Below are 15,840 nucleotides of genomic sequence, written 5' to 3' on the forward strand. Positions count from 1 at the left end.
CGAGAATCAGGGGCATGCACCTGCTTGCCGCGCTCAGCATGAAGAACCGCGCGCTCATCGCCCTCGTGACCGTGGTCGTCGCCATCTTCGGCGGCATCGCGCTGACGAACCTCAAGCAGGAGCTCGCCCCGTCGATCGAGTTCCCCCAGCTGTCGATCGTGACGTCGTACCCCGGCGCCTCGCCCGATGTCGTCAACACGGATGTGTCGACGCCGATCGAGACCGCGATCCAGGGCATCACCGGGCTCGAGTCCACCTCGACCACGAGCTCGACGGGCCTCTCCCGCGTCACCGCGAGCTTCACCTACGGCACCGACCTCGCGTTCGCCGAGCAGAAGCTGCTCTCGGCGGTGAACCGCATCGCGAACCAGCTGCCCGAGGACGTCGACCCGCGGGTGCTCGCCCTGAGCCTCGACGACTTCCCGGTCATCGTCGTGGCCGTGACCGGCGCCGACGACGTCAGCGCGCTCTCCGATGAGATCACGCGCACCACGCTCGGCGAGATCAACGACCTCGACGGCGTGCGCGAGGCGACGCTCATCGGCGACGTCGGGCAGCGCGTCACGATCACGCCCGATCCCGCCGCGCTCGCTGCGCGGGGGCTGACCCAGCAGGCGATCCGCGACGCGCTGACGCAGAACGGCCTCCTCGTGCCCGCCGGCACGATCACCGAGGACGACACGACGTTCGCCGTGCAGACCGGCCAGGTGCTCGCCGACGTCGACGACATCGCCGCGCTGCCGGTGCTCGGCACCCCGGGTGCCCCGGGGCCGGCGACGACCATCGACGACGTGGCATCCGTGGAGCTCACCGACAACCCGGTCACGAGCATCTCGCGCGTCAACGGCGAACCCGCGCTCTCGATCTCCGTCACGAAGCTGCCCGCGGCCAACACGGTCGACGTGTCGAACGAGGTGCGCGCGATCCTGCCCGACCTCGAGTCGTCGCTCGACACGACGAACCCCGGCGCGACGTTCACCGTCGTCTTCGACCAGGCGCCCTACATCCAGCAGTCGATCGAGTCGCTCGCGACCGAGGGGCTGCTCGGCCTGCTCTTCGCGGTGCTCGTGATCCTCGTGTTCCTGCTGTCGATCCGCGCGACGCTCGTGACCGCGATCTCGATCCCGACCTCGGTGCTCATCACGTTCATCGGGCTGCAGGCCGCCGATTACACGCTGAACATCCTCACGCTCGGCGCGCTCACGATCGCCATCGGCCGAGTGGTCGACGACTCGATCGTCGTGATCGAGAACATCAAGCGCCACCTCGTCGAGGGCGTCGACAAGGCCACGACGATCGTGCACGCCGTGCGCGAGGTCGCCGGCGCGATCACGGCATCGACGATCACGACGGTCGCGGTGTTCCTGCCGATCGCCCTCGTCGAGGGCGTCACGGGCGAGCTGTTTCGGCCGTTCTCGCTGACGATCACGATCGCGCTCCTCGCGTCGCTGCTCGTGTCGCTCACGATCGTCCCCGTGCTCGCCTACTGGTTCCTGAAGCCCGCGAAGCTCCACAAGCACGACGACGTGGGGGAGGCCGCGGCGGCGGCGTTCGTCGACGAGTCGGGCCCCGCGGCATCCGTCGACGAGCTCGAGCACCCGTCGCGCCTGCAGCGCGGCTACCTGCCGATCATCGAGTGGACGCTGCGGCACGGCGTCGTCACGCTCGTGATCGCCGGCCTCGTGCTCGTCGGCACGCTCGCGCTCACGCCGTTCATGAAGACGAACTTCCTCGGGTCGTCGGGCCAGAACACGTTCCAGGTCACGCAGGAGCTGCCCGTCGGCACGAGCCTCGAGGCGATGGACGAGGCATCGAAGCCCGTCGAGCGCACGCTGCTCGACGTCGAGGGCGTCGAGACGGTGCAGACCTCGATCGGCTCGGGCGGTCGCGGCCTCGCCGCCGTGCTCGGCGGCGGGAGCGGCGCCACCATCACGTACTCCGTCACGACCGACGAGAACGCCGACCAGGAGGCGCTGCAGGACGAGGTGCGCACCGAGCTCGACGACCTCGGTGACGGCATCGGCGAGATCACCCTCGCCGCATCGAGCGGCTTCGGCGCCTCGAACGACATCGAGGTCGACGTCACGGCGTCGAACGCGGAGGACCTGGCGGCCGCGACCGATGCGGTGCAGTCCGAGGTCGAGGACCTGGATTCGGTGTCGCAGGTGAGCTCGAACCTGTCGGAGTCGCGCGAGTACATCGCGGTCGAGGTCGATCGAGCGGATGCCGCGGCCGCCGGCTACTCGGAGGTCGCCCTCGGCGGCTTCGTCTCGGCCGCCATGCAGCCGCAGTCGGCGGGCTCGATCGTGATCGATGAGAAGACGCTCACGATCTACCTCGCGAGCGAGGACCCGCCCGCGACGGTCGAGGAGCTCTCGGCCCTCGAGGTGCCCACGCGGACGGGCCCGGTGCCGCTCGACACGCTCGCCACGGTCGAGGAGGTCGACGGCCCGTCGTCGGTCACGACCGTGCAGGGCCTCCGCAGCGCGACGGTGTCGGCGACCCCGAACAGCAACGACCTCGGCACTGCGAGCGCCGAGGTGTCGGCGGCCGTCGACCGCGCCGACCTGCCCGCGGGCGCCAGTGCCTCCATCGGCGGCGTCACGGCCGACCAGCAGGAGTCGTTCTCGCAGCTGGGCCTCGCCCTGCTTGCGGCGATCCTCATCGTCTACATCGTGATGGTGGCGACGTTCCGCTCGCTCCTGCAGCCGCTGCTGCTGCTCGTCTCGGTGCCGTTCGCGGCCACGGGCGCGATCGCGCTGCAGGTCATCACGGGCATCCCGCTCGGCGTCGCGTCGCTCGTCGGCGTGCTCATGCTCATCGGCATCGTGGTGACGAACGCGATCGTGCTCGTCGACCTCGTGAACCAGTACCGCGACCGCGGCCGCAACGTGCGCGACGCGCTGCTGCACGGCGCGTCCCGCCGACTCCGGCCGATCCTCATGACCGCACTCGCGACGATCTTCGCGCTGCTGCCCATGGCGATCGGGCTCACCGGCCACAGCGGCTTCATCTCGCAGCCGCTCGCCCTCGTGGTGATCGGCGGCCTGGTGTCGTCGACGGCCCTCACGCTCATCGTGCTGCCCGTGCTCTACGACCTCGTCGAAGGCGGCCGCGAGCGTCGCCGGGAGCGGAAGGCGGCGACGGCGGAGGGCGCCGCGGCGGCGAGGGAGCCGGAGCCGGTCGTCGAGTAGCCGAGCGCTACTCGACCGCCCGACCGAGCCCCGCCGCCTTCGCGAGCAGTGCGGCGCGCTCGCGCTCGTTGCCCGTGAGCCGCGCCGCGCTCTCGAGCTCGCCGCGGGCCTCCTCGTTGCGGCCGAGCCGCGCGAGCAGTTCGCCGCGCACGGCGGGCAGCCCGGCGTAGCCGGCGAGCCGCCCCGAGCGCTCGAGGTCGTCCACGAGGCGCAGCGCGCTCGCCGGACCGGTGGACATCGCCACGGCGACCGCACGGTTGAGCTCCACGACGGGCGACGGTGCGATGCGTCCGAGCGCCTCGTAGAGCACCACGATGCGGGCCCAGTCGGTGTCCTCGGCGGTCGGCGCCACCGCGTGGCACTCGGCGATGGCGGCCTGCAGCCCGTACGACGCTCGGCCGCGCCCGATGCGGTCGGCGCGCGCGAGCGCGGCGCGTCCACGCTCGATCTGGGCGCGGTCCCAGCGGCTGCGGTCCTGCTCGTCGAGGGGGATCGGCGTGCCGTCGCGCGCCACGCGCGTGGCGAACCGCGCCGCGTGGAACTCCATGAGCGCCACCAGCGACTGCGCCTCGGGCTCCCGCGGCATGAGGCCGGCGACCATACGGGCGAGGCGGAGGGCCTCGGCCGAGACATCCGGTCGCACCCACTGGTCGCCGGCCGCGGGCAGGTAGCCCTCGTTGAAGATCAGGTAGAGCACGCTGAGCACCGAGCCGAGGCGCTCGGCGTAGTCCTGCGGCTCGGGCACCTCGAACGGCACGTTGGCCGCGGCGAGGGTCTTCTTCGCCCGCACGATGCGCTGCTGGATCGTCGCGACCGGCACGAGGAATGCCCGGGCGATCTCCTCGGAGCTGAGGCCGCCGACGATCCGCAGCGTGAGCGCGATCTGCGCCTCCCGCGAGAGCACGGGGTGGCACGCGACGAACACGAGGCGCAGCACGTCGTCGTCGATGGTGTCGGGGTCCCAGAAGGTGCCGGATGCCGTGCGCTCCTCCTCCTCGAGGTCGCGGGCCATCGCGGCGTACCGCTCGTCGAGCCGCTCGCGACGCCGCCAGCCGTCGATCGCGCGGCGCTTCGCGACCGCCGTGAGCCAGGCGCCGCCGTTGCGCGGCACGCCCTCGACCGGCCACTGCCTGAGCGCCTCGAGCATCGCCTCCTGGGCGAGGTCCTCGGCCTGGCCGACGTCGCCGACGAAGCGCGTCAGCGTCGCGATGATGCGCGCGGACTCGATTCGCCACACCGCGGCGAGGGCGCGCCGGGCACGGTCGACGTCGGCGTCATCCGCCGGGACGACCGCGCCCGCGGCATCCGTCACGTCGGACATTCAGCTCGACGATCCGAGTCGGCCCTCGGCGTCGGCACGCCACTGGGCCTCCTTCTGGATCCACTCGTTGTCCTGCGGGAAGTCCTCGAGCTCGTTCACTCGTCGCACCTCGAGCTTCGTCCCGGGCCCGAGCGGGCAGCGCTTGGCCCACTCGATGGCCTCCTCCTTGCTCGAGACGCCGATGATCCAGAACCCGTTGAACAGCTCCTTCGCCTCGGCGTACGGGCCGTCGGTGACGACTGGCGGTGTCGCGTCGAAGTCGACGACGAACCCCTCCTCGACCGGCGCGAGGCCCTCGCCGGCGAGCAGCACGCCGGCCTTGATGAGCGACTCGTTGTAGCGACCCATCGCCGCGATGATCTCCTCGAAGTCGAGGTCCTTCGAGGCCTCGATGGCCTCCTCGGAGTCCCGCATGATCAGCATGTACTTCATCGTGATTCGCTCCTTCGTCGGACGGGCCGTGCGCCCGCCTCACTTGCACGTCGAACGGGCCAGTGGCCGGATCGACATCGTCGCGGACATTCCTCGGGCCATGTTTCCATGTGCGTCCGAAACCGGACGAGCGCGCGAGGCGTACCCTGAGGATCGGTCGTTTCTCGCAGGGGGCTCCGTGAGGCCGCCACCGGCCCGGCTCGGCCGCACGCTCCCGCATGAGCGAGCTCCGGCACGAGCAAGGAGGCTCCATGTCCTCGTCCCCCACCACAACCGGGATCCGCCCGTTCACCGGCGACGTGCACGTGATCGGGGCCGGCCCGGTCGGCCTGATGCTGACGGCGCTGCTGCAGCCGATCGAGGGCATGTCGCTGCACCTCTACGAGAAGCGCGCCACGTACACGCGCACGCGCATGGTGCAGCTCGCCCCGTACCTCGTGGCGGACTCGATCGAGAGCTACGAGACGGACGAGATCGACGGGGACAGCATCGGCGCCCTGTTCGATCCCGGCGAGCTCCTCGACGGCCTCGCGTTCCGCGGGACGATCCCGAGCGACCTGGGCGCGCTGCTCCACGAGTGGTCGCTCGGCTTCTGCGCGCTCAACGAGATCGAGCAGTCGCTCAGCGACCTCATCGATTCGCGCACGGCGCACCCGGTCGTCCGCGCGTCGGGCATCGTGACGGCGGAGGACGCGATCGCGATGCTCGAGCCGGGCGGCATCCTGGTCGACTGCACCGGGAGCGGCTCCATCCTCAGGAACCACCTGACCACCGGCGACGACGACGTCGAGGCGCGTGCGAACACCATGACGGTCCGCCTCGAGTACGCCCTCGTCATCACGTTCCTGTACGGGCAGCCCTACGACTGCAACGAGTACTGCAAGTACTACAAGAACGCCGGGAACCCGACGTACAAGTTCATCCCGATGGTGCACCGCACCCACTACGACGGCCACGTCAGCCACGTGACCGGCATCGTGACCATCACCCCCGAGGAGTTCGCGGTGATCCCGCCGCGTTGCGACGGCGCATGGCTGCGCGAGAACTTCCCCGCCATGGCCCAGTCGATGGACCGCTTCATCGACAAGATCCGCGAGGAGACGAACGGCGACCTGATCGGCGACCTCGAGATCGTGCGCATCCCGCTCAACGTCTACCGGGCACGGAACGCGACGAACCGGCGCTGGCTGCGGTCGGGACGGACCGACCACCCCTTCGCACACGCTCCGGTATTCCTGGCCGGCGACTCCGCCATCGGATCGCCGTACTTCCAGTCGATCTCGCTCGGGTTCGAGTGCGCGATGCGGCTCGCCGAGCTCATCGCGCGTCCCGCCCTGCCCGTCGACGACCTCCAGGACGAGTACGAGCTCTTCATGTACAAGCAGTGGCTTCGCGTCTACATGCGCAGCAAGATGATCAAGCACAACAAGGACCTCTTCGAGTCGATCGACGATCCGCTCGCGCTCCTGCAGAAGCTGCACATCTACTGAGGGCGGGTCGGATGCCGCGTGGCCGTCGGTCCTACGATTGAGCCGTGCTCGTCCTCGATGCGGTGATCCTCATGGGCGGTCGCGCCGAACGCCTCGGCGGCGCCGCCAAGGGCGACCTCCGCGTCGACGGGCGCACACTGCTGGAGCGGGTCGTGGACGCCGCCGACGTGGCGCGCGATCGCGTGGTGGTCGGCGAGGTCGGCGCATCGGCGCTGCCGACCGACGTGCGCGTGGTGCGCGAGGAGCCGCCGTTCGGCGGCCCGGCGGCGGCGGTCGCGGCAGGCGTGCGCGCGCTCGGCGGGGATGCTGATGTGGTGCTCCTGCTCGCCGGGGACCTGCCGTTCGTGGCGGCGGCGATCGCGCCGCTCCTCGATGCGCTCGGCAGGGGCGCCCCCGATGCCGATGGTGCGCGAGCGGTCGATGCCGACGGTCGCGCGCAGCACCTCACCTGCGTCGTGCGTCGAGCGGCGCTCGAGGCGGCCGTCGCCGCGGCATCCGATGGGCGAACGCTCGACGGCGTCTCGATGCGGACGCTGCTCGAGCCGCTGCGTCTCGTCGACATCGCCGTGGCGCCCGAGGCGACGATGGACGTGGACACCTGGGCCGACGCCGACGCCGTCGGCGCGACGGGAGGAGAGGGACGATGACGATCTCCGACGAGGAGTTCGACCGGGTGCTGGCGCAGTGGGCCGATCGCGTCCGCGCGGAGCTCGGTATCAGGGACGCGCCGCTCGACATCCAGCAGGTGCTCGGCGTCGCCGGTGTCGCCGCGCATTCCGTCATGCGTCCGGCGGCGCCCATCACGACGTACCTGGCCGGCTACGCGGCGGGCGTCGCCGCCGCCGGTGGTGCGGATGCCGCGACCGCCGCCCGCGACGTGCTCGACCGCGTGCGCAAGCTCGCGTCCCCGTGAGTCGCGGTCTCGCCTGGCAGGTCGCGCGCGAGCGCGCGGCCGCGGCGGCCCCTGCCGCGGCGATCGAGCACGTGCCGCTGCACCGCGCCGGCGGACGGGTCCTGGCCGCGGACGTGCACACGCCCATCCCGCTGCCGCACTACGCGTCGTCGGCCATGGACGGCTGGGCCGTGCGGGGTGCGGCGCCGTGGCGGCTCGTCGAGGGACCCGGGATCGAGGCGGGCGAGGCGGTCGTGATCGTGACGGGCGGACTCGTCCCGGATGGCGCCGACGCCGTGCTCCGCTCCGAGGCGGGGCGCGTGGTCGACGGCCGGCTCGAGCCCGTCGGCGAGACGGGGCACCGGGACGTCGCGGAGCGTCGGCACATCCGGCCGGCCGGCACCGAGGCATCCGCGGGCGAGCTGGTGCTCGGGGCCGGCAGCCTGGTGACGCCGCCGCGGGTCGCGCTCGCCGCGGCCACGGGGGCCGATCGGCTCACCGTACGCAGACGTCCACGGGTGGCGCTCGTGCTCACGGGCGACGAGGTCGTCGAGTCGGGTGTGCCCGCGCCGGGTCGCGTGCGCGACAGCTTCCGGCTCGCGCTGCCCGCGATCCTCGACGAGCTGGGCGCCGAGGCGATCGCCGTGCACCGGGTGGGCGACGACCCCGCCGCCACCGCTGACGCGATCACCGCCGACCGGGTCGACCTCGTCGTGACCACGGGCGGCACGGGCGGCTCGCACGCCGACCAGGTGCGCGTGGCCGTCGAGCGGCTCGGCGCCGAGGTGCTCGTGCCGTCGGTGGCGATGCGCCCGGGTGGGCCGACGTTCCTCGCGCGACTGCCCGACCGGCTCGTGCTCGGCCTCCCGGGCAACCCGCTCGCCGCGGTGCTCGGGCTGCTCGCGATCGGCGGCCCGCTGCTCGGCGAGTGGACCGGCCGGACGGCCGCGACGATGACCGTCGTGGCCGCAGAGGCCCTCGCGGGGACGCGCGGTGCGACTCGGCTGGTGCCCGTCGCGGTGGGCGACGGGGGCGCGACGCCCACCGCGCACCTCGGGTCGGGCATGCTGCGCGGGCTCGCCGCGGCGGACGCCGTGCTCGTCGTGCCCGAGGAGGGCGTCGACCGCGGGGCATCCGCCGCGGCGCTGCCGCTGCCGTGGCCGACGTGAGCGGGTCGCGCCGGCCGCCGCGACGAGCTACGCCCTGACGTCCACCCGCTCCGGCTCCGCCGCGCCGGTCGGGCGCCCGGCCCGAGCCAGGACCGCCCGCGTGGACGCCTCGGGCCGCAGGTCGAGCCGGCGCAGCAGCTGCGCGTTGAGCGCGACGATCACGGTCGAGAGGCTCATCAGGATCGCGCCGACCGACATCGGCAGCACGAACCCGATCGGGGCGAGCACGCCGGCGGCGAGCGGCACCGAGATGAGGTTGTACCCGGCCGCCCACCACAGGTTCTGCGCCATCTTGCGGTAGCTGGCCCGCGACAGCTCGATCACCGAGATCACCGAACGCGGGTCGGACGACGCGAGGATGACCCCGGCCGATGCGATCGCGACATCCGTGCCGGCGCCGATGGCGATGCCGACGTCGGCCTGCGCGAGCGCGGGCGCGTCGTTCACGCCGTCGCCGACCATCGCGACGCTGAGGCCCTCGTGCTGCAGCTCCTGCACCTTCGCGGCCTTGTCCTCGGGGCGTACGCCCGCGTATACGCGATCGATGCCGATGCTCGCGGCCACGCTCCGGGCGACCGGCTCGGCGTCGCCCGTGATCATCACGACCTGCACGCCGAGCGCGTGCAGCGCGTCGACCGCCTCCTTCGACTCGGGCCGCACCTCGTCGGCCAGCGCGATGGCGCCGGCGACGCGGCCGTCGACGAGCACGTGCAGCACGGTCTGGCCGCGCTCGCTCCATCCGGCGGATGCCGCGAGCGGCTCGGCGCCCTCGCGGGCGAGCAGTCCGGGGCCGCCGACCTGCACCGACCGGCCGTCGACGGTGGCGTGCACGCCGATCGCGGCCGACGCCGTGAAGCCCGACGCCTGCGGGACGGCGAGGCCCCGGCGCGCGGCATCCGCGACGATCGCCTTCGCGAGCGGGTGCTCGGAGTCGCCCTCCGCCGCGGCGGCCAGCGCCATGAGCTCGTCGGGGTTCCAGCCGGGGGCCGCCGCGGCATCCGTCACGGCCGGCTCGCCCTTCGTGAGGGTGCCGGTCTTGTCGAACAGCACGGCCTGCACGGTGCGCATGGTCTCGAGCGCGAGGCGGTCGGTCACGAGCACGCCGCCGCGGGCCGCACGCTCGGTCGCGATCGACACGACGAGCGGGATGGCCAGGCCGAGCGCGTGGGGGCACGCGATCACGAGCACGGTGATGGTGCGCACGACGGCGTCGTCGGGGCTGCCGAGGAGGGTCCATACGGTCGCCGTGATCGCCGCGACACCGAGGGCGAACCAGAACAGCCAGCCGGCGGCGCGGTCGGCCAGTCGCTGCGCGCGGGAGCTCGACGCCTGCGCCTGCGCGACGAGACGCTGGATGCCCGCGAGCGCGGTGTCGTCGCCGACGGCGGAGACCCGCACGCGGATCGCGGTGTCGGTCGCGACGGTGCCCGCGACCACGTGGTCGCCGGGGCCGCGGCTCACCGTCGTGGACTCGCCGGTGATCATCGACTCGTCCATCGCGGCCGTGCCGTCGATCACGTCGCCGTCGGCGGGGACGCGTCCGCCGGGCCGCACGATCACGACGTCGCCGACGCGCAGGTCTGCGGGTGCGACGATCTCGACGGTGGAGGTGCCGTCTGCGGCATCCGTCACGCGCTCGGCCTCATCGGGCAGCAGCGCGGCCAGCGCGTCGAGCGCCGACGAGGTCGCGGCGATCGAGCGCATCTCGATCCAGTGGCCGAGCAGCATGATGACGATCAGCAGCGCGAGCTCCCACCAGAAGTCGAGGCGGTGGTCGAGCAGGCCCAGGCTCGCGCCGAGCGACGCGAAGTACGCGACCGTGATCGCGAGGCCGATCAGCAGCATCATGCCGGGCTTGCGCGCCTTCAGCTCCGACCAGGCGCCCGTGAGGAACGGGCGGCCGCCCCAGAAGAACATGACGGTGCCGAGCGCGGGGGAGATCCACGGGATCAGGGCGTTGTCGGGCAGGGCATAGCCGATGATGTCGGCGAACATCGGGCTGAACAGGATCGTCGGCACCGCGAGCACGAGGTTGATCCAGAACAGGCGGCGGAACTGGCCGACGTGGTCGCCGTGGCCGGCGTGGCCGGCGTGTGCGTCGTGGCCGGCGTGCGCGTCGTGGCCCGCATGGCCCATGTCGTGGCCGGCGTGTGCGTCGTGGCCGATGTCGTGGCCGGCGTGTGCGTCGTGGCTCATCTCGTGGCCGGCGTGTGCGTCGTGGCTCATCTCGTGGCCGGCGTGGTTCATGTCGTGGCCCGCGTGTGCATCATGGTCGGCGTGCATGTCGTGCCCGGCGTGCGCGTCGTGCTCCGCGTGCATTTCGTGGCTCGCCTGCGCGCCGTGTCCCGTGTGCACGCCATGCTGCTCGTGCCCGCGGTGGCCCTGCGTCTCGTCCCGCGTCATGTCCATCGATCTTCCTCCACATCGCTCAGCTTCGCAGCATACCCCCTAGGGGTATCTTTCACAACGACGACCCGTGCGATTCCCTTCCCGATCTCGCCGCACGAACCCTCTGCGCCACTTCCGAGCCCCCTGCGCCTCTTGGCGTGGCGCAGACGGCAGCGAAGTGGCGCACTGCCCGGCGCGACGAGTGGACGAGCGCCGCGGCATCCCGGCATCCGCCATGCCGGATCGGGGGCGTGGCCGTCCAGCCCGGTTCGCGATCGGAGAACATGGGCGACCGCGGCATCCGTCGCGTGCTGTGATGTGCGGATGGACCTGCTCATCCTCGGTGGCACGCAATGGCTCGGACGCACGATCGCGCAAGAGGCGCTCGCCCGCGGCGATCGCGTGACGTGCCTCGCGCGCGGCGAGGCCGGAGCGGTGCCCGACGGCGCCGAGCTCGTCGTGGCCGACCGTTCGAAGCCGGGCGCCTACGACGCCGTGTCGGGTCGTGACTGGGATGCGGTGATCGACGTGACGCGCCAGCCCGGCTTCGCGCGACGAGCCGCCGCGGACCTCGGGCCTCGGGCCGCGCACTTCACCTTCATCTCGTCGGGCAATGTGTACGCCGCGCAGGACGAGCCGGGCGCCGACGAGTCCGCCGCGCTCATGCCGCCGCTCGCATCCGACGAGTCGACGCCCGACACGTACGGCGAGGCGAAGTCGGCGATCGAGCAGGCGTATCGCGAGGCGCTCGGCGACCGGCTGCTCGTCGTGCGTCCCGGGCTCATCGCGGGTCCGGGTGACGCCTCGGGTCGCAGTGGGTACTGGGTCGCCCGAGCGGCGCGCGACGACGATCCGATGCTCGTGCCCGACATCCTCGACGCATCGGTGCAGGCCATCCACGTCGACGACCTCGTCCGTTTCACGCTCGACTCGGTCGCGGCCGGGCGCAGGGGCGCCTTCAACGCCGTGGGCGACCGCGTGTCGTTCGAGGACTGGCTCGAGGCGAGTCGTGCGGTCGGCGGACACCGCGGCGAGGTCGTCGCGGTGTCGCCCGAGTGGCTCGCCGACCAGGGGGTCGCCGAGTGGTCGGGACCCGACTCGCTGCCGCTCTGGATCATCGACCCCGAGTGGAACGCCTTCCTCGACCGCTCGAACGCGGCCGCGAAGGCGGCGGGGCTGCGCCTGCGTCCACTCGAGCAGCTCCTCGCCGAGACCCTCGAGTGGGAGCGCAGGAAGGGGCTCGACCGCGAGCGCGGCGCCGGGCTGTCGAAGGCGAAGGAGCGGGAGCTGCTCGCGGCTCTGCGGGGATAGCGGGCGGGCTTGTTCCTTCCGGGGTGGGACCGGCCCGGGGTGGGACCAACGGCCCGATCCGCGCTTCGTCCCCGGGCGTAGCATGAGGCCACGACGGGACATCCCCGTCGGCGCCGGCGGAGGTGGTGCGGCATGTTCTGGGGTCACGGCTACGGAATGGGCTGGGGCTGGCTGATCGCCCTGTTCCTGCTGCTCGCGCTTGCGGCGCTCGTCATCCTGGTGGTGCGCTCGTTCACGTCGGCTCCGCCGGGACCGCCGCCGCACCAGGGCCCGCCGGTGCCGCCGAGGAGTCCCGCCCGGGCGATCGCCGAGGAGCGCCTCGCACGCGGCGAGATCAGCCCCGACGAGTATCGGGAGATCGTGCGCGCACTCGACGAGGGGCCGCCGCGGCCGCTGCCCTGAGCGCCGCGCACGGCACGCGGTCGCCGGGCGTCCGGGATCGCAGACATCGCGGTCGGCGGATGCCTCGGCCCGCGGCATCCGCCGTTGCTAGCGTCGTGGCATGGCGACGCTCTCGTACGACCCGCTCTGGCCCCGCGCGGGCGACTGGCCCGCGCTCGCGGACTTCGGACTGGGGGCATCCGTCGACCTGGCACTGCTCGGCGTGCCGGCGTGGCGCACCTCGCTCTCGCCGACGAACGCGCACGCGACGCCGGCGGCGATCCGCGACGCGCTGCGCCGATACAGCCCCGCACTGATGCCCGACCGGTCGGCCGCGAGCTCGGCGCCGTTCCAGGCCACGGATGCCGCGGGCGCGCGGCGTGGGCGCGACTTGTTCGAGCTGCGATTCGCCGACGCCGGCGACATCGTGGAGCCCGATGGGCCCGAGGGCGAGGCACGGACCATCGCCGCAACCGCCGCGGCGCTCGAGCGCGCTGAGGCACTGGTCGCCCTCGGCGGCGACAACTCGGTCACGGTCGCCACGGCGCTCGGCGCATGGGGCGACGACCTCGCGTCCGCCGGACTCGTGACGATCGACGCCCACTACGACCTGCGTGACGGTGTCTCGAACGGCTCGCCCGTGCGCCGCCTGATCGAGGCGGGGCTCGACCCGCGACGGATCGTGCAGATCGGCATCGCCGACTTCGCCAACTCGGTCGCCTACGCGACGCGTGCGGCCGACCTCGGCATCACCGTGATCCATCGCGACGAGCTGCACGGCCGGCGACCGGCCGAGGTCATGGCCGAGGCGCTCGAGATCGCGGGCGCCGCCGGCGGTCCGGTGCACCTCGACGTCGACGTCGACGCCTGCGACCGGTCGGTCGCGCCGGGGTGCCCGGCGTCGGTGCCGGGCGGGCTCGCCGCGTGGGAGCTGCGCGCGCTCGTGCGCGCCGCGGCCGTCGACCCGCGGGTGCGGTCGGCCGACCTCGTCGAGATCGATGCGACCGCGGATGCCGCGGACGGCCGCACCGTGCGCCTGGCGGCGCTGTGCGTGCTGGAGTTCGCGGCGGGGCTGGCGGCGCGCGGGTAGGGCGCGGTCGTCGCCCCACCTGGTGTCGCGGCATCCGGCCTCGCGGCCCCGTGCGTGCGGTGGCAGACTCGGGCCCATGAAGACCCTTGCGCTCGTGCGCCACGCGAAGTCGAGCTGGGATCACCCCGGCGTGTCCGATCACGACCGGCCGCTGAACTCGCGCGGCCAGCGCGATGCCCCCGCGATGGGGCGTCGGCTCGCGGAGCGCGGGTTCCGGCCCGAGCGGATCCTCTCGAGCACCGCCCTGCGGGCGCGCATGACGGCGCAGCTCATGGCGGATGCGCTCGGCGTCGACGCCGACCGGATCATGCTCGACGAGCGCCTCTATGCGGCATCCGCCGACGAGGTGCTTCGCGTCATCGGCGAGCTCGACGGCGAGGTGACGACCGTCATGGTCGTCGGGCACAACCCCGAGACCGCGTCGCTCGCGCACGAGTTCTCGTCGGACATCCACGAGATGCCGACGTGCGCCGTTGCAGAGTTCACGTTCGAGGTCGACGCCTGGTACGAGCTCGAGGACGTCGAGCCGTCGTCGGTGCGGGTGGAGACGCCGCGGGACTAGGTGGGAGTGCGACGCGCTCCGGTCGTCGAGTAGCGCGGGCCGCAGGGCGACGCGTACCGGTCGTCGAGTCGCGCCGACCGCAGGACGACGCGTATCGAGACGCGTCCCCGCCCTCAGCTCCTCGCGGCCCGCACATTCACCCCACGTGCCGCTTCGGCGACTTGTCCTCCACAGGCAGGGCGCGGGCGAGCTTATCCACAAGCAAAGTACCTGATCAGGGTATATTTCTGTGAGATCGGAATGTCGGTGGGTGGTGATGGAATCGATGCATGACGACATCCGGGGCGACCATCGCCGAGGCCGCGCTGGGGGCCGACCTCGACCGCATCGCCATCCTGGAGCGTGAGATCCGTGCGGCGCAGGCCGAGCAGCTGCGCCTGATCGACCGGGCGCACGGGTGGGCACACTCCGCCGCGGACGTGCATGACGGGTCGCCGCAGGTCGAACGAGAGTTCGCGACCCGGTCGTTCATCGCCGAACTCGCCACCCTGCTCCACATCCCCGAGGCCACGGCATCCGGGCTGATCGCCGACGGCGGCATCGCCCGACGCCACCCCGATACGATCGCGGCGCTCGGCTCGGGTGCGATCAGCCTGGCCCATGTCCGATCCCTGTTCGACGCCGTGGTCGGGTTACCCGCCGAGGATGCCGCCAGACTCGAGGCGGCCGCGCTGGAGCGGGCGCCACACGAGACCGCGTCGGCGTTCCGTCGTCGCATCCGGCGGCTGCGCGATCGGCTGCATTCCGAACCGCTCACCGCCCGGCACGACCGCGCACGCGACCGGCGGCGGGTCTGCCTCGAACCCGCCGAGGACGGCATGGCCTGGCTCAGCCTGTACCTCGAGGCCGAACGCGGCGTCGCGATCATGGCACGACTCGACGCCCTCGCGGACGCGCAATCCGCCGAGTCCTCAGCAACCCGCGCACACTCCAAGCTCGACGCGGCGGCCGACCTGCTCCTCGGCCGTCCGCTCGACGCGGATGCCGCTGCACATGCGTCGCCGCTCGGCGTCGTGTCCCCGCGGGTGTACGTCACCGTGCCAGTGCTCACCCTGCTCGGACACACCGACGAGCCCGCCGAACTCGACGGGCACGGACCGATCGACGCCGAGACCGCCCGTCGCCTCGCGGCGCACGCGCCGTCGTTCCGGCGCATCCTCACCCACCCCCACTCCGGCGCCTCCCTCTCCTACGACCGCACCGTCTACCGAGTGCCCGCCGATCTCGCCGGGTACCTCCGGGTCCGCGACGGCACCTGCCGCTTCCCGGGCTGTTCCCGCCGCGCGGTCGGCTGCGATATCGACCACACCCGGGACTGGGCGACGGGCGGCGACACCCGGCACGACAACCTCGCCCACCTCTGCCGCAAGCACCACCGCCTCAAGCACAACACCCGCTGGCGGATGTCGCAGATGCCGAGCGGCGACGTCCGCTGGACCTCACCGGCCGGCCACGAACACCTCACCAGCCCCGAGCAGCCATTCACACGGCTCCCTCAGGAGCCCCCATGGGCGACAGCTGGAAGCACGGAACGTCTCGAATCCGACGCACCGACCTCCGATGCCGCATGATCACGTCGGCGCGGGACCGCTGCGCTTCAGCCGTGCGAG

Annotated in this window: 14 protein-coding genes; 11 read left to right on the forward strand and 3 right to left on the reverse strand. The window is 72.5% G+C overall.

Annotated elements, in window-relative coordinates; all coding sequences use genetic code 11:
- Positions 1 to 14 precede the first annotated feature (14 nt).
- Positions 15 to 3,194 carry an efflux RND transporter permease subunit gene (locus tag FYC51_RS09730; protein WP_148733356.1) on the forward strand — a complete coding sequence of 1,060 codons (3,180 nt, stop codon included), beginning with the start codon at positions 15 to 17 and terminating at the stop codon, positions 3,192 to 3,194.
- A gap of 7 nt (positions 3,195 to 3,201) precedes the next feature.
- Here FYC51_RS09730 and FYC51_RS09735 read toward each other — a convergent pair whose 3' ends face one another.
- Both FYC51_RS09735 and FYC51_RS09740 read right to left on the reverse strand, forming a co-directional pair.
- Positions 3,202 to 4,515: an RNA polymerase sigma factor gene (locus FYC51_RS09735; RefSeq protein WP_148733357.1), complete on the reverse strand. Its 1,314-nt coding sequence runs from the start codon at positions 4,513 to 4,515 to the stop codon at positions 3,202 to 3,204.
- Positions 4,516 to 4,947 carry a YciI family protein gene (locus tag FYC51_RS09740; protein WP_148733358.1) on the reverse strand — a complete coding sequence of 144 codons (432 nt, stop codon included), beginning with the start codon at positions 4,945 to 4,947 and terminating at the stop codon, positions 4,516 to 4,518.
- A gap of 251 nt (positions 4,948 to 5,198) precedes the next feature.
- On the opposite strand from FYC51_RS09740, the gene FYC51_RS09745 reads away from it, so the two are divergent.
- From FYC51_RS09745 to FYC51_RS09760, 4 genes are read left to right on the forward strand one after another with little or no spacing between them, the layout of a single operon-like run.
- Positions 5,199 to 6,437 (forward strand): FAD-dependent monooxygenase family protein, encoded by a 1,239-nt coding sequence (locus FYC51_RS09745; RefSeq protein WP_148733359.1) that lies wholly within the window; start codon positions 5,199 to 5,201, stop codon positions 6,435 to 6,437.
- Positions 6,438 to 6,481: 44 nt separating this feature from the next.
- On the forward strand, positions 6,482 to 7,084 hold the full coding sequence (gene mobA / locus FYC51_RS09750; RefSeq protein WP_238476287.1) for a molybdenum cofactor guanylyltransferase: 603 nt from the start codon (positions 6,482 to 6,484) through the stop codon (positions 7,082 to 7,084).
- Positions 7,081 to 7,350: a DUF6457 domain-containing protein gene (locus tag FYC51_RS19225; RefSeq protein WP_187432567.1), complete on the forward strand. Its 270-nt coding sequence runs from the start codon at positions 7,081 to 7,083 to the stop codon at positions 7,348 to 7,350. Before mobA ends, FYC51_RS19225 begins: the two co-directional genes overlap by 4 nt.
- The gene (locus tag FYC51_RS09760; RefSeq protein WP_148733360.1) at positions 7,347 to 8,498 is read left to right on the forward strand and encodes a molybdopterin molybdotransferase MoeA; all 1,152 of its coding nucleotides are present in this window, start codon (positions 7,347 to 7,349) and stop codon (positions 8,496 to 8,498) included. The genes FYC51_RS19225 and FYC51_RS09760 overlap by 4 nt, the downstream gene beginning before the upstream one ends.
- Positions 8,499 to 8,525: 27 nt before the next feature.
- On the opposite strand, the gene FYC51_RS09765 is transcribed toward FYC51_RS09760, so the two are convergent.
- Positions 8,526 to 10,781 (reverse strand): copper-translocating P-type ATPase, encoded by a 2,256-nt coding sequence (locus FYC51_RS09765; protein ID WP_420797243.1) that lies wholly within the window; start codon positions 10,779 to 10,781, stop codon positions 8,526 to 8,528.
- Positions 10,782 to 11,044: 263 nt separating this feature from the next.
- Between FYC51_RS09765 and FYC51_RS19230 the strand changes: the two genes are divergently transcribed.
- From FYC51_RS19230 to FYC51_RS09790, 6 genes are all read left to right on the forward strand, one after another.
- Positions 11,045 to 11,203 (forward strand): hypothetical protein, encoded by a 159-nt coding sequence (locus FYC51_RS19230; RefSeq protein ID WP_187432568.1) that lies wholly within the window; start codon positions 11,045 to 11,047, stop codon positions 11,201 to 11,203.
- A gap of 7 nt (positions 11,204 to 11,210) precedes the next feature.
- A complete protein-coding gene (locus FYC51_RS09770; RefSeq protein ID WP_148733361.1) occupies positions 11,211 to 12,197 on the forward strand; it encodes an NAD-dependent epimerase/dehydratase family protein in 987 nt (328 codons plus the stop codon).
- 132 nt (positions 12,198 to 12,329) lie between these two features.
- The gene (locus FYC51_RS09775; protein ID WP_148733362.1) at positions 12,330 to 12,599 is read left to right on the forward strand and encodes an SHOCT domain-containing protein; all 270 of its coding nucleotides are present in this window, start codon (positions 12,330 to 12,332) and stop codon (positions 12,597 to 12,599) included.
- Positions 12,600 to 12,699: 100 nt separating this feature from the next.
- A complete protein-coding gene (locus FYC51_RS09780; RefSeq protein WP_148733363.1) occupies positions 12,700 to 13,668 on the forward strand; it encodes an arginase family protein in 969 nt (322 codons plus the stop codon).
- A 76-nt stretch (positions 13,669 to 13,744) separates the two neighbouring features.
- The gene (locus FYC51_RS09785; RefSeq protein ID WP_148733364.1) at positions 13,745 to 14,230 is read left to right on the forward strand and encodes a SixA phosphatase family protein; all 486 of its coding nucleotides are present in this window, start codon (positions 13,745 to 13,747) and stop codon (positions 14,228 to 14,230) included.
- A gap of 269 nt (positions 14,231 to 14,499) precedes the next feature.
- Entirely contained in the window at positions 14,500 to 15,801 is a 1,302-nt protein-coding gene (locus FYC51_RS09790; RefSeq protein ID WP_148733365.1) for an HNH endonuclease signature motif containing protein, read from the forward strand.
- Positions 15,802 to 15,840 lie beyond the last annotated feature (39 nt).

Origin of the sequence: Agromyces mariniharenae (assembly GCF_008122505.1) — a bacterium.
Taxonomy (GTDB): Bacteria; Actinomycetota; Actinomycetes; order Actinomycetales; family Microbacteriaceae; genus Agromyces; species Agromyces mariniharenae.

Coding starts and splice junctions, on each gene's coding strand:
- FYC51_RS09730 (WP_148733356.1), top strand. CDS start 15: ATGCACCTGCTTGCCGCGCTCAGCATGAAGAACCGCGCGCTCATCGCC.
- FYC51_RS09735 (WP_148733357.1), bottom strand. CDS start 4,515: ATGTCCGACGTGACGGATGCCGCGGGCGCGGTCGTCCCGGCGGATGAC.
- FYC51_RS09740 (WP_148733358.1), bottom strand. CDS start 4,947: ATGAAGTACATGCTGATCATGCGGGACTCCGAGGAGGCCATCGAGGCC.
- FYC51_RS09745 (WP_148733359.1), top strand. CDS start 5,199: ATGTCCTCGTCCCCCACCACAACCGGGATCCGCCCGTTCACCGGCGAC.
- FYC51_RS19225 (WP_187432567.1), top strand. CDS start 7,081: ATGACGATCTCCGACGAGGAGTTCGACCGGGTGCTGGCGCAGTGGGCC.
- FYC51_RS09765 (WP_420797243.1), bottom strand. CDS start 10,781: ATGCACGCCGACCATGATGCACACGCGGGCCACGACATGAACCACGCC.
- FYC51_RS09770 (WP_148733361.1), top strand. CDS start 11,211: ATGGACCTGCTCATCCTCGGTGGCACGCAATGGCTCGGACGCACGATC.
- FYC51_RS09775 (WP_148733362.1), top strand. CDS start 12,330: ATGTTCTGGGGTCACGGCTACGGAATGGGCTGGGGCTGGCTGATCGCC.
- FYC51_RS09780 (WP_148733363.1), top strand. CDS start 12,700: ATGGCGACGCTCTCGTACGACCCGCTCTGGCCCCGCGCGGGCGACTGG.
- FYC51_RS09785 (WP_148733364.1), top strand. CDS start 13,745: ATGAAGACCCTTGCGCTCGTGCGCCACGCGAAGTCGAGCTGGGATCAC.
- FYC51_RS09790 (WP_148733365.1), top strand. CDS start 14,500: ATGACGACATCCGGGGCGACCATCGCCGAGGCCGCGCTGGGGGCCGAC.